Consider the following 13,043-nt stretch of genomic DNA (forward strand, 5'->3'; position numbering starts at 1 on the left):
AATAGAGTGCTCACCAATGATTTAGAAGCAGGTACTACAAATGTCTCAAATTCATGTTACCAACGATCCCCCTTCTGTCAGCATGTTCCGCGCTGGCGTACTGGCCTGTATGCCGACTATTCCGGGTTACTGGAGTATCGGATTTGCCGCTGGCGCAATGGGTACTTTGTCGGGGTTTAGTATTTTTCAGATAGCGCTGTTAGCCGGCGCGTTATATGCGGGTTCGGCGCAATTCCTGTTTTATTCTCTGTGGGCGGCGGGCGCAGAAATGTCTTCTGTGATGATAAGCGTTATGCTCATTAACCTGCGTTATCTCCTGATGAGTTCATCCTTAAGCCCTTATTTCCGCAAACAGAGCACCCGTAAAAAGTTGCTTAATGGTCTGCTACTGACGGATGAAACCTTTGGTGTTGCCGCTGAGTATGCCAGCCGGCATGGAACGCTCCCCTTTTCATGGATGTCTGGACTGAATATTTCCGCATGGCTGAACTGGGTAATTGCAAGTGTGGCAGGTGCCTGGCTCGCGTCTGTGGTTCCGCCTTCACTGATGGAAGGGCTCAGCTTCAGCCTGGTATCAATGTTTATTGGCCTCGTGCTGATGAGCTGGTTTGCCAGTAAAAGAAAAATGCTGGAGAGCTTTACCATTATCACCGCCGTCATCCTCACCCTGTTTTCGTCACATTATCTGGATAGCAGCGTCGTTGTTATGGTCGCAGCAATCATTTCAGCAACAAGCGCGACGATTTTTTTGAGATTTATTGAGAGGACGAGAAGCTAATATGGAACGACAAATTATTTTGGCAATTATCCTGTCGGCTATGGCGACCGCAGTGATGAGAACGCTGCCAATATTGCTACTGTCCAGATTCAATTTACCAAGCCCGGTTCAGCGGTGGCTGAGTTTTATTCCTTCCGCCATCATGGCGGCGATTATTGCCAGTGAACTGCTCAGTAAACCGTCATTAACCAGTACAGGCCTTTCGCTATCATTAATTGCGGCTTTTGCCGCTGCAGTATCCGGCATTCTCACGAGAAGTCTGTTTATTACGGTATTAACGGGAATGACTGTCTATTCAGGGCTTCGGTACTGGTACGGTATGGGCTGAATAATTAACGCGGATATTTAAGCTGACTTGCAAGATATCTGAAAGCCGACTCTGTCGAGTCGGCTATTTTGTCTGTCAGAGCTTGAAGCTGCCAACCACGTTTTCGAGTTGGACAGTTTGTTCTTCCATGGACTGCGCGGCCGCCGCCACTTCTTCCACCAGTGCCGCATTCTGCTGCGTGGCGCTGTCGAGCTGGTTGATGGCGATGTTGATCTGGGCAATCCCGCGACTTTGTTCATCGCTGGAAGAGCTGATTTCTGAGATCAGCACACCCACGCTTTCCACTTTTTCCATCAGGCCGTCCATCGTTGTACCCGCCTGGCGAACCAGTCCGCTGCCCTGCTCAATACTGCTCACCGACTCTTCAATCAGTTTTTTGATCTCCTGAGCTGAGCGCGCGCTACGCTGCGCCAGAGAACGAACCTCACCGGCCACCACTGCGAAGCCACGTCCGTGCTCGCCCGCCCTTGCCGCTTCCACAGCGGCGTTAAGCGCCAGGATGTTGGTCTGGAAGGCGATACCGTCAATCACGCTGATGATTTCCACCACTTTCGAGGAGGACTCATTGATGTTATTCATCGTGGAGACAACGTTGTTAACCACACTGGCTCCCTGTTTCGCCACCGCCGACGCCTCTGCCGCCAGCTTGTTCGCCTGCAACGCGTTCTCTGCGTTAAGACGCACGGTGCTGGTCAGTTCTTCCATGGACGCAGCCGTTTCCACGATCGAGGCCGATTGATCTTCGGTGCGCGAAGAGAGGTTCAGGTTGCCGCTGGCAATCTGGCGTGAAGCCGATGAGATCGCCATTGAGCTATTCCCTACCTGCTGCATCAGCTCATTAAGGAACGAAATAAACTTATTGAAGTTGTTGATAATGGCGTTAAATTCCGGGCTCTTACTTTGCGCAAGACGCTGCGTTAAATCCGCTCCGCCGCTGGACAGCGCTTCAATATTACGATTGAGCAACGTCACATTATGGAAAATATTGCGCACAATAATCATCATGATAACGACGATAAGTATGCCGATAATCGCCTGTACGATGGTGAGCTTGGTCATAATCGCGTCAGACATACTCACCAGGTGGCTGCTCGGAATATCAACCGCCATGAACCACGGACTGCCGCTGATGGGCAGAACGAACAGGGAATGCGCGCCGTCTTCACCCTCATAACTTCCACGCACTTCTGTTGTTTTACCCTGGCCTAACAGGCTAATTAACGGTGCCGCCGCCGGAATACCAAGATCGCGGACGTTTGAGAGTGCGGGTTTATCCTGTACGGAAGAGCCGTTACCGACGATTTTTCCGTCCGCTTCAACAATCAGTACGCTACCGTTTACCGCTTTGCCCATGTCGACAGCCAGCTGGTTAAAGAAGCCCAGCGTCACGTCGATGGTCGCCACGCCCCAGGCTTTGCCGTCTTTCCAGATCGCCATCGCACAGTTAGTTCGCGGCTGCGGGCTGGCCGCATCCTGATAGGCTTTCGCCCACGCACACTCGCCTTTCGGCGCATTCATGCCGTCTTTATACCAGGGTTGTTCCCAGTATTTTGCCGACTCCGGCTGGTTCCATACGGTGTTAACTTGCAGATTGCCGCCTCCGTCGCGGGCATAGAAAGTACTGAATTTGTCCCGAGCCGGATCACGCTGACCAGGAAGAGGCCAAATCCCACCGCCGAATACGTTCAAATCGCCATACTGGTTAACCAGGCGCGGTAATAATCCGTCGATTTGCTCACTTTGCAGATCAACAACCAGTTCCGTGATTGAGCGTTGCTGAGCCTTAACACGGTTCATCTGCTCTTTAATCGCGTTACTTTGTAATTCAACCGTCGCCTGAATATTTTTGGTCTCAGTTTCAATAATCTGCGGGGAGACGAATTGCTTGATAACAATATAGGTAACTATCAATAAGATAACGAAAAAGCTTATAAGCAGCAGGCCTATTCGGCCCTGGGTATTTTTCCATGTCATAATGGCGCACTCGTCTGGTTGAATTAGGTGTAATAACGACATTTATTTGAAATTCTTTAATTTAAATCGTGCGCCGGTTTCATATAACAGCGCATTACAGAGGGCAAAATGACGTTTTAGAAAAAGATGTTCGGTCGTTCACATTTTTTAAATGCCAGACCTTGTTTCTATAAAAGATAATATCGCCGTGATGTGTTATTTTGCGTGGATGAATTAATGTTGATGATATCAATATGATTTTCATCGATATGCGTACATTCTGATGATGATTTTCTTCTCGTTTTTAACTCAACGTTGCGTGAGTAACATCCGCCCCTGGTACAAAACAGCCGGTTTCTCCCTCCAGACTGAAGGGACAATTATTTAAGAGCTTGATCAACTTTTCAGCCTCATGCCTTACAATCGCTTTCTCATCTTTCAGCCTGGCGAGCCGAAAGATTAGCAACGCTCAGGCGTGGATAAGCGTAAAACAAGCAAGATACATTGGGCATAAAGATAAATGACCGACATGACTGCCTATTCAAACGCTGATGCGGCAAGGGACTTACGACCGGCCTTAGACAAGGCGCCCGCTGGCGCGGTGAACGGTGAATGGTTCTATATTACGGAACAGGCTGGCGTCTCTTCGCAAACCGGAGGCTACATGTCTGCCGACGGGAGTTATGTTACTGCGGGTGACCACACTTTTCAGCGGGCTCAGAAGGTTGTCGAGAAACTCGAAGCATCAGGGATACAGCCTTTTAATAAGGTTATTGTTCGCTGGACAAAGTCTAAAATACCGTTAATGCGGGGTCGCGTTACGGTTGACACAATATTCGATGAGACAATTGTGCCGCGCGGTCCTCAAAGTCCGATATATGAGGCCGCCGCTGTCGCAAGGCGGGCATTCTGGAAAAGGTATGGCGACATATCAGATGGCTTTATTGCTGAACGAAATGAGGCAAACGTACACAACCAGACGAAATGGTTCGGCCCCCATCGCCGGGTACTCAGTATTAAGAACAGAGCCAAATTAACGCTGGCCACCGATGGCCTTTCAACGCCCTGGGCGGGCGTTGCAGACCAGGAAAACGGCGTAGAATGCGAACTTTTCATGGCGCTGGATGCTTCGGATAATACCAGCCATCAGATTAATGACTGGGCTCATCTGTTAATTCGCCTGGGGGATCTTGTGGCCGACGGCTATCAGGTCGCTGCCGATGTTGAAAAATACGGCGCCATCCTGTTTTGTTCTCTGACGAACGACTATAAGCCAATGAGCCACATCATTCTCAGCCGTGATGGTCGTCAGATTGACGATTTGCCTTTCGGTTCAGTTCCGCTGATCCGTGTAACGCCGATAGCAGAGGCAGAGATTGAACATCAGGACCAGTCCGATGAGTGGGCATCAAACGCAGCAAGACGTGCTCTTGCGAGACGGGGGATAGAAACGTAGACAATTATCTCGTGATTTTTCGCGCCCCTTGTGAGGCAGAGTGAGCCAATCACCTTCCCAAAAGAAGATCGGTTAAAGCGATGACAGCGCGATCCAAATTAACGATATGTTGCAGGCTAACCGGAACGGCATCGGCTTCACTCAGCGGTGCCGATTAATGAGTATGAAAATGCCATGCTCCATCTTCATAATCGTGGGAAGTAAAAGCTATTCATTCTCCGGAATAAATGATTTTTCTATTCGCTATAACTGCCATATTCGGCTGTTCTGCACATTGCCATGCTAAATTACTCATTCCTCTTACTGTTTTATCTCTTTTTTATTTACTCCGTTCTCAGAACGTAAAGTCGCGCGTTACTGTAGCGGTTAATACCCAATCCAAAACCGGCTCAATAGTAATAAACGCAACCTTTCAGCAACGGAGTAACCGCCTGTTATTTCTGTTTTTCTTCGATGTGCTCAGCAGCATAGAGGAAATTGAAAAGCGGCGGTGAAAGACTGGCAGGCTTTTTGTCAGACTCGTGCGCTTTCAAAAAATAATCCAGTAAGGTTTTTGGCGTTTTTGCCAGGTTCTCGAACAAATTTACGGGATACTGCACCACTTTCCCCCCTTCCAGACGAAAGCCATGTTTCAGTCCGGTTGCGGTTACAAAAAATTTACCATCTATACTGCCAAAATCAGGCTCCGGCGTTTTCAACGTTACTTCACTGGCAGCCTCAACAACGAAGTTTTGATTCCCTTTTTGCTGATAGACAGAGAATTGCGCCATGCCAGGGGAATGATTACCGGGCTGATTGACGATGCTCTCAATAAATTGAAAATTCGCCAAATGCGACGGAGAGTATCCGGGATCCAGTTCATAGCGCAAAAAACCTTCATCCAGCGCGGAGCCAGATAGTTTACCCCCGCTGAGAATACGCGACGCTGTCGCCTCATCTTCCGCGGTAAATTTATAGGTCAGTACATGCCCGCTGGTGTCATACATATTCCCGTTATTCAGGTTTGCCATCACACCGCTAAACATACGGTAATCACCTAAATCGCGGGCAAGATCGTCCACATAACGCAGATCCGTTCCCTGTTGCTGTGCCCGCGCATACAGCCCGGCCAGCGTATTGCGGTCATTATTAGTCAGAAAATTAACACAAGACATGCTCATCGTATCTTTCGTCAGATGCGTTTGCACTGGCGGGGTGCTGTCCGTATCACCGAACAGACGGGACATCAGTAGCCCCATACCGCTGAGGGTCATTTGCCCGGATGCTGCTGACATCGTAGTTGACGTCTTTAAAGGCTGAGGGAGAGTGGTTTTTGAAATTTCCTCAGAGGTGCGTTGCGTCTGTGTGTATTTCGCTGTGGATGCCGTGATAATCATAAAATCCATTTTCCCCGGTTCTGAGATGTAAAGCGGGTCCCCGTTGAGTCCATACCGCTTTTTTCCGTAGCCCCACAATCCGGGACACGGCGGAAGAGATACGCTGCGCTTAGTGTTGTGAATTCGCACATCAATAACTAACGGCATAAGACCGAATAACTTGAGCGCGTTCCCGGACCAGAACGATGGCAAGTGATGCGTTTTCAGCCACGGGATTTATCGCCGGGCTATGGTAGAGTCAGGCGGCGGTTCTATAATCATGCACGGCTCTGGGTAGCGCGGGCTACACGCAGATCGGGCAGGACAAATCCTGCATCACCTGATTCTGATAATGCCGGTGGCGAAATGGCATTCTGCGCACAGTTAGATTTCGTGACGGTCAAAAAAAGAAGAACTCAATATCATGATAACAGCCGATGAGATGCACTTTGCTGAGTGGCAAATCTGGCCCCAGCTAAGGATCCTGTTGCACCGGGGTAAGCCAGTAAGAATTTCGGCCAGAGCGTTTGATGTTCTGGTTGTTCTGCTGAAAGCGGAAGGTAAAGCGGTAAGCAAAGAGGCTTTACTTACTCAAGTATGGGGAAATGAAATCGTCGAAGAAAATAATCTTCAGGCGCATATTTCCGCTATACGCCGCGTACTGGGTCATGATCGGCATCTGCTTGTGACTGAATTTGGTTGTGGTTATCGCTTTAACAGCAATAGCGTACCGTTGCCGACGCCCGCTAAACCCGCACTACCCGCCCCCGTTATTACTCCTGTTCTGGCGTCGATTTTAGGGCGTGAGAAGGCCGTGCAGGAGGTCTGCGCCCTGTTAAATCAGCACCAACTGGTGACGATTACCGGTTCCGGCGGCGTGGGGAAAACGCGTCTGGCATGGGAGGTCGTCAATCATCTGCACACACATTTTCCTGATGGAACAGGCGTGGCAGAACTGGCGCATATCACCGAAGCATCCGGCTTGCTCTCGGTTTTTTCACAAGCGTTACACCTTCCGCTGGCGACCGTTGAGCAGGATGCCGATTTACGCCAGCAGCTTGCGCGGCGTCGGTGTTTACTGCTGATCGATAACGGTGAACACGTCATTAACGCGCTGGAGCCCGTCATTACCTTACTCCTGACGCTTGCTCCCCATATCAAACTGTTGCTGACCAGCCAGGTGGCATTACAGATTGCCGGCGAGCAACAATACTTACTGCCGCCATTGCAGGTTCCGGAAAGAGACGTCACGGATAACCAGGCGTTAATGTCTTTTGCCAGCGTCCGCCTCTTTATCGAGCGCGTGCAGGCCAACCGCCATGATTTCCGTCCATCAGATAGCGAGCTGTCGATGATTGGCGAATTATGCCGCCATCTTGATGGCTTGCCGTTAGCCATTGAACTTGCGGCCTCGCGTCTGCCCGTCATGAGCGTCAGTGAGATCTATAGCCGGCTGGAGGATCGTTTCCAGCTATTAAGCAATACGCAGCGTTCACGGGTTCCCCGGCACCAGAAAATAGTGACCACGCTGGAGTGGACGTATCAGTTACTCAATGCGCGCGAACAGCAGCTATTCAGAACGCTCGGCATCTTTACCGATACGTTCAGTGTGAAATCAGTCAATGATTTTCTCGGGACGCAAGATAAGCACTGCTGGCAAGTGATTGACGATCTACAACGGTTGCTCGCCCTGTCCCTGATTCAGGCCACCAGCCAGGTGCCGGTAACCCGTTTTCGTTTGCTGGAAACCATGCGCCAGTTCGCCTGCAATAAACTCAGGCTCGCGGGGGAATATGACGGGCTTATGGCCCGTTTTACCGGTCACTATAACGTGCTGGTGGCGCAGGCCCAGAATGCGTGGCTGACGCTTCCAACACAACAGTGGCGGGAGCGTTATCGTCACATCCTTAATGATTTGCGCCGTGTTTTACAGCACACCTTAACCGAGGGGCACGATGCTTCGACAGGGCTTGAGATCTTACAGGCGATGACGCCATTCTGGATTGAATATTCACTTTATGATGAGTGTCAGCGCCATATTTATCCGCTGTTAGACGAGCGTTCGCCGATAGCCTTAACGTTACGCCAGCGAATGAACCTCTGCGCCGCAGCGGGTAAAGCATCGACCTGGGCGAAAGGCCCAACACCTGAAACCCATTCAGCCTGGCAAACCGCACTGACTCTGGCAGAAAAGCTCGACGACAAAGAGATACGTTTGCAGGCGCATTACGGCTTATGGCTCTATTACCTGCGCACGGGTGAGCTGAATAAATCACGTCAGCATGCGCAGTCGATGTGCGAACTCGCGCAGGCCATTAATGACGCGGAGGCGCAGGCTACCGGGCTGCGTATTCTCGGCGTATCGCTACATTTTGCTGGTCAGCATGTCGCCGGGCGCAATAACCTGCTGCAATCCCTGGCCTGGTACGATCGGCAGAACGTAAGCCACGCTTTCCGTTTCGGCCTCGATCAAGAGAGCGCCGGACTGGCTTTTCTGTCTCGTTTGCTGTGGGTACAGGGCGAATATCAGGCGGCAAAAGAGATGGCATGGCGCGGCGTGAAAAAAGCCGCGCGTTTACAGCATGTCTGCTCGCTTTGCTGCGCCCTGGCGGAAGGCGCCTGTATGACAGCCGCGCTGGATCGCAATCCACGCCGGGTGATCAAGGCCGCAAACTGGCTGATTCGTCTGGCAGAACAACATGATTTGTATTTCTGGAAAACCTATGGCGAGCTGTTTCTGGTCTGGGCCAGGCGGTTCAGCCATCGCGAGGTGAGTCAAACCACACTGTTTAGCTCATTACGCGCGATGGGGCTGGACTGGCAATACTCGCCTTTGCTGTCGGAAATTGATACCAGCCTGTCGCAGCAAACCGCCTGGCGGGATCATGAAAACTGGTGCGCGCCGGAGCTGATGCGCCTTTCCGCCACGCATTTACCGTCGCAGGAGCAACGCCTGCTTCTGGAACAGGCGCTGAGCAAAGCGCGTCAGCAGCAGGCGCATGGCTGGGCCCTGCGCATTGCTTATTCACTGGCGACATTACAGGCGCAAGCCGGAGAAACCTTAGCGGCTAAGCACTTAATCGAACACGTTTTACAAGATGTCGAAGGTGCAGACAGGGCAACGGATGTCAGAAACGCTATCGCGCTATGTGCCCGCCTGGGAACGTGAATATTGCCGTCTCACCGCCATTAACATCCCCATCATCGCGAGCCCGCCCCCCGCTGAAGCGATGAGCGTCCAGCTATGTGCTGCCTGCCAAAGCCAGGTAGCAGACAGTGAACCGCCTGCCCCACCCATAAACATAATGCTCATAAAGAGTGTGTTAAGACGGTTTCTGGCATCCGGGCGCAAAGAATAAATCGTATGCTGGTTCGCGATCAGAACACATTGTTCACCCGCATCCAGCAGTAAAATGCCCACCACCAACCCCGTCATGCTGTTCCAGGCCCAGAGAACTATCCAGGCTAGCAGCATGAATAACACGCCAAACATCACCATCCGCAACGGTCCCTGCCGGTCACTGAAACTTCCCGCCAGCGGCGCACAGAGAATACCAATTAACCCCAGAGCCGCCAGGGTTCCGGCTACCCCTGCCCCGTAATCGTAGCGGTGTGATAACCAGAAAGGCAGCACAGTCCACAGTATGCTGAAGGAGGCAAACAGCATGGCTTGTGTCAGCGTTGCATCGCGTAGCGGCGGCTCGCTTTTCCACAAACCACCTAATGAACGTAGCACCTTCAGGTAGTGAAACCCTGGGGTCGGCAACGACTGAGAGGGCAAAATACGCGCGATGAAAAATAGCGCCAGCAATGTCATGATCGCGCCGGACAAAAAGACGCCGCGCCAGTCGAAATAGTGACCGATAAGGCCTCCGATAGCCCGTCCGGCAAGAATACCGGCGAGGACGCCGCTCATCACAGTGCCCACCGTTTTGCCCCGCGAAGCAATTTTCGAGAGCGAGGCCGCAAGCGGCACAATTTGTTGGGCAACGGTTGCCGCCATCCCCGTCAGGAAAGAGAAGCACACCAGCACGGCCGCCGTCGGGGCTAACATCATGCCGATGAGCGCCAGGAAAAGCACCTGAGTCTGGCGCAGGATAAGCCGCTGGCGCTCAATATAATCACCTAATGGGATCAGAAAAAATAACCCCGCCGCATAGCCTAACTGAGTAGCCATGGGGATCAACGAAACAGCAGCCCATTCATGAGGAAAGGCGGCCGCGATCAGGTTCAGAACGGATTGATTAAAATAAATATTCGCCACCACAATGCAGCAAATCATCGCCAGCATCAGGATCCTGGCAGAAGAAAGCGCCTGGTTCTCCGTACGCACAGACCACACCTCGCTCTATAGTCACTCTTTTTTTGCAGCATAAGCGGCGGCGGTTCTCAACGCTTTGTGCGTTCTTTTCAGACGTCTGAATTGTGTGGCACAAGCGTCTGAAATCGGGATCGGTGCGTAATACTTCTCATGTTATTAACGGTGCTGAGTGTGAGGAGTAACACATGGATTTAAAACTGACAGGAAAAGTGGCTCTGGTAACCGGAGCGCGAACCGGGATTGGTTTCAGTATTTGCGAGGAACTGGCCGCAAATGGGGTGAACGTCGTGATGGTTGCCAGACGAGAACCGGAACTCATCCTGGCGGCGAAAATGATCGCTGATAAATATGGTGTTTCGGTACTGCCGGTCGCCGGGGATGTGACGGATCTCAGCCTGCCTTCGCGGGTGGTTGAGCAGGCGGAAACGGTTTTTGGTCACGTTGATTTGCTGGTAAATAATGCCGGAAGAGCCCATGCGGGCACGCTGTTGACCACCACCGAGGAGGACTGGCAGTTAATGACTGAGACCAAATTCTCCGCCATGCGACGCTTTTGCAAGGCTGTCATCCCCGCTATGCAACTACGAAACTGGGGGCGTATTGTCAATATTTCCTCGATTGGCGGCATCTATCCGAACCCGCAACTTACCGTCTCACATGCACTGAGCGCCGCGATCAACAACCTGACCCGCAGCCTTGCTCTGAGCGTGGCGGCGAGTGGCATTCTGGTTAATGCCATTGGCGTCGGCGCTGTCGCGACGGATAACTGGGCGCAAAATATGCTGCCAAATGTCCGCCACCGTCGTCCTGACCTGGCTGATAAAACCGATGCTGAAGTGATGGCTCTGCTGGGAAAAGAGAAAACCCCTGTAGGCCGCTTTGGGCAGCCGGAAGATATTGCGGTGATTGCGGCTTTCCTGCTCTCCGAAAGGAATCAGTTTGTTACCGGGCAGACCATTGAAGCATCCGGTGGCGCAGACAGATTTATGTAAATATTTCCCCTCAAAAAAGAGACGCTAATTCCCCCCTTTTACCCCACATCAAAAGCGGTGCACTGGTTGAATTGTTGCCCCATTTTCGTCCCGCGCCGCTCATCGTGTTTTTTGTTGTCGCGCACCGGCGCAACTTGTCGCAGCGTGTAAGGGCCTTTATGAACAGGACGGAAGATATTTTAAAACCTTACTTTGACTGAAACCGGCATGCATACCCGGTCGTTATTTCGCTTTCCCGCCGCATCCGGTTAAAACTCACCGGGCGTTGTCCCCATCACTGAACGGAATGCAGCAGAAAACGCCGCCGGGCATGAGAAACCGAGCTGGTAGGCGATCTGTTTCACGGGGATGTTATCAGCGAGGAGATCTAAGGATGCGTATATTCTGGCTCGCTGTTTCCATGTCCGGAAGCTGAAACCGGTGTCCCGTAAAAACTGGCGAGAAAAAGTCCGTTCCGACATGTTCGCAATGTCAGCCAGCTCACTCAGCGCCACGTTCCAGCGATGGTTGAATACCAGTTTACTTGCGGCACGAAATAAACGCGCATCACGCGGCATGGGAAGTTCTGCGCCGCCAGAGGGGGTTTCGCTGAGAATGTCGAGGAGCAAAAGCGCCATTTTTCGCTTTATCGGCGCGGTATATTCCCCCGTAAAAAGGCCATTTATGAGTTCTTTCATCAGTGGCGTCGCGCTAATGATATGCACCTGGCTGTTCCTGCTGAAGTTTGTACACTCCGCAATCAGGCTACTGCTGACGTACACCGCCCGTAATTGCGTATCTGACAGAACGCGGTAGGAGTGAACCATAAACGGTGGGAGCCAGAGGGCCCGCTGCGGGGGAATAACCCACTGTCTGTCGGCGGCGTCAACAAGCATTACCCCTCTGGTCGCAAATAATAGCTGCCCTTCAAGATGGTAATGAGCGGGATCCACCTCCCCACGGTGGTAAGAAATGGCCGTTCCTGACCACCCCGTCGCCTCATCGTGTCGTGGCGTTTTATCAATGCTGACTGGCATTTCAGATGAGAACCTCTTGTTTACCATGACCTGGCTGACCTTACCTGCGCGATTAGGCTGGCAGGGTAAAGCGCGCTTAATTCAGTTTGTGACCCGTTTTACAGGAGCATACGTCTATGCGAGTACATTTCATTGTTCATGAAAGTTTCGAAGCGCCTGGCGCGTACGAAACCTGGGCCATGCGTCGCGGCCATGAGATAACCTTTTCCCGCGTTTATGCAGGCGAACCACTTCCCGACGATGCACGGAACATCGATCTGCTGGTCGTCATGGGCGGCCCACAGGATCCCTCCGTCAGCGTGGAAGCGTGCGCGCATTTTGACTCTCACGCTGAGCAGGCGCTGATTGCCTCGGCGGTGAATTCAGGTAAAGCCGTCATCGGTGTCTGCCTGGGCGCTCAACTGATTGGCGAAGCATTAGGTGCTCCTTTTGCGCACAGTCCGGAAAAAGAGATTGGTATGTTTCCCATTTTTATGACCGATAAGGGCGCGAAGAACGCGTTGTTCTCTCACTTCGGCAATACCCTTGATGTAGGTCACTGGCATAACGATATGCCGGGGCTTACGCCTGAAGCGGAAATCATCGCCTGGAGCGAGGGATGTCCACGCCAGATTGTCGCTTATTCCGATCGGGTTTACGGGTTTCAGTGCCATATGGAACTTACACCGCAGGTCGTCGAATTATTGATCGCACATTCCGACAACGATTTACGCCGGGCCGCTGAATATCGTTTCGTTCAGACACCAGACGAGCTACGGGCGAATGATTACAGCAAAATGAACAGACACTTATTCACTTTTCTCGACAAACTTGCGTCAAATTACTGCCAGTCAAACGCGTAACG

Annotated in this window: 10 protein-coding genes and 1 pseudogene; 7 read left to right on the forward strand and 4 right to left on the reverse strand. The window is 51.8% G+C overall.

From position 1 onward, the window contains the following. Positions 1 to 40: 40 nt before the first annotated feature. Both BN2591_RS05985 and BN2591_RS05990 read left to right on the forward strand, forming a co-directional pair. Complete coding sequence (locus tag BN2591_RS05985) at positions 41 to 778, forward strand: AzlC family ABC transporter permease (protein ID WP_086869819.1); 738 nt, start codon at positions 41 to 43, stop codon at positions 776 to 778. A 1-nt stretch (position 779) separates the two neighbouring features. Next, positions 780 to 1,106, forward strand: a complete 327-nt coding sequence (locus BN2591_RS05990; protein ID WP_086869821.1) for an AzlD domain-containing protein — start codon at positions 780 to 782, stop codon at positions 1,104 to 1,106. Positions 1,107 to 1,181: 75 nt separating this feature from the next. Here BN2591_RS05990 and BN2591_RS05995 read toward each other — a convergent pair whose 3' ends face one another. Next, positions 1,182 to 3,080 (reverse strand): methyl-accepting chemotaxis protein, encoded by a 1,899-nt coding sequence (locus tag BN2591_RS05995; protein WP_086869823.1) that lies wholly within the window; start codon positions 3,078 to 3,080, stop codon positions 1,182 to 1,184. 499 nt (positions 3,081 to 3,579) lie between these two features. Here BN2591_RS05995 and BN2591_RS06000 point away from each other — a divergent pair, with 499 nt between their 5' ends. Further along, entirely contained in the window at positions 3,580 to 4,515 is a 936-nt protein-coding gene (locus BN2591_RS06000) for a hypothetical protein (RefSeq protein WP_244172981.1), read from the forward strand. A gap of 434 nt (positions 4,516 to 4,949) precedes the next feature. Here BN2591_RS06000 and BN2591_RS06005 read toward each other — a convergent pair whose 3' ends face one another. Next, positions 4,950 to 5,891, reverse strand: coding sequence for a hypothetical protein (locus tag BN2591_RS06005; protein ID WP_244172982.1), 942 nt, complete (start codon positions 5,889 to 5,891; stop codon positions 4,950 to 4,952). Positions 5,892 to 6,294: 403 nt separating this feature from the next. Between BN2591_RS06005 and BN2591_RS06010 the strand changes: the two genes are divergently transcribed. After that, on the forward strand, positions 6,295 to 9,039 hold the full coding sequence (locus BN2591_RS06010) for an ATP-binding protein (RefSeq protein ID WP_086869826.1): 2,745 nt from the start codon (positions 6,295 to 6,297) through the stop codon (positions 9,037 to 9,039). Here the strand turns inward: BN2591_RS06010 and BN2591_RS06015 are convergent. Further along, entirely contained in the window at positions 9,016 to 10,203 is a 1,188-nt protein-coding gene (locus BN2591_RS06015; protein ID WP_086869827.1) for an MFS transporter, read from the reverse strand. The two genes, BN2591_RS06010 and BN2591_RS06015, sit on opposite strands and share 24 nt — an antisense overlap. 173 nt (positions 10,204 to 10,376) lie before the next feature. Here BN2591_RS06015 and BN2591_RS06020 point away from each other — a divergent pair, with 173 nt between their 5' ends. Then, complete coding sequence (locus BN2591_RS06020) at positions 10,377 to 11,183, forward strand: SDR family NAD(P)-dependent oxidoreductase (RefSeq protein ID WP_086869828.1); 807 nt, start codon at positions 10,377 to 10,379, stop codon at positions 11,181 to 11,183. 29 nt (positions 11,184 to 11,212) lie between these two features. After that, a pseudogene (locus tag BN2591_RS24700) lies at positions 11,213 to 11,383 on the forward strand (LysR substrate-binding domain-containing protein); the annotation flags it as partial. A gap of 48 nt (positions 11,384 to 11,431) precedes the next feature. On the opposite strand, the gene BN2591_RS06030 reads toward BN2591_RS24700, so the two are convergent. Then, complete coding sequence (locus BN2591_RS06030) at positions 11,432 to 12,199, reverse strand: AraC family transcriptional regulator (protein WP_086869981.1); 768 nt, start codon at positions 12,197 to 12,199, stop codon at positions 11,432 to 11,434. A gap of 116 nt (positions 12,200 to 12,315) precedes the next feature. Between BN2591_RS06030 and BN2591_RS06035 the strand changes: the two genes are divergently transcribed. Then, entirely contained in the window at positions 12,316 to 13,041 is a 726-nt protein-coding gene (locus BN2591_RS06035) for a type 1 glutamine amidotransferase (RefSeq protein ID WP_086869830.1), read from the forward strand. Positions 13,042 to 13,043: the final 2 nt, after the last annotated feature.

The organism is Kosakonia pseudosacchari, from assembly GCF_900184035.1.
Classification (GTDB): domain Bacteria; phylum Pseudomonadota; class Gammaproteobacteria; order Enterobacterales; family Enterobacteriaceae; genus Kosakonia; species Kosakonia pseudosacchari.

What these genes read in the sequence shown, in the direction of transcription:
- BN2591_RS05985 (WP_086869819.1), top strand. Translation starts at nt 41, where the DNA reads ATGTCTCAAATTCATGTTACCAACGATCCCCCTTCTGTCAGCATGTTC.
- BN2591_RS05990 (WP_086869821.1), top strand. Translation starts at nt 780, where the DNA reads ATGGAACGACAAATTATTTTGGCAATTATCCTGTCGGCTATGGCGACC.
- BN2591_RS05995 (WP_086869823.1), bottom strand. Translation starts at nt 3,080, where the DNA reads ATGACATGGAAAAATACCCAGGGCCGAATAGGCCTGCTGCTTATAAGC.
- BN2591_RS06000 (WP_244172981.1), top strand. Translation starts at nt 3,580, where the DNA reads ATGACCGACATGACTGCCTATTCAAACGCTGATGCGGCAAGGGACTTA.
- BN2591_RS06005 (WP_244172982.1), bottom strand. Translation starts at nt 5,891, where the DNA reads ATGATTATCACGGCATCCACAGCGAAATACACACAGACGCAACGCACC.
- BN2591_RS06010 (WP_086869826.1), top strand. Translation starts at nt 6,295, where the DNA reads ATGATAACAGCCGATGAGATGCACTTTGCTGAGTGGCAAATCTGGCCC.
- BN2591_RS06020 (WP_086869828.1), top strand. Translation starts at nt 10,377, where the DNA reads ATGGATTTAAAACTGACAGGAAAAGTGGCTCTGGTAACCGGAGCGCGA.
- BN2591_RS06030 (WP_086869981.1), bottom strand. Translation starts at nt 12,199, where the DNA reads ATGCCAGTCAGCATTGATAAAACGCCACGACACGATGAGGCGACGGGG.
- BN2591_RS06035 (WP_086869830.1), top strand. Translation starts at nt 12,316, where the DNA reads ATGCGAGTACATTTCATTGTTCATGAAAGTTTCGAAGCGCCTGGCGCG.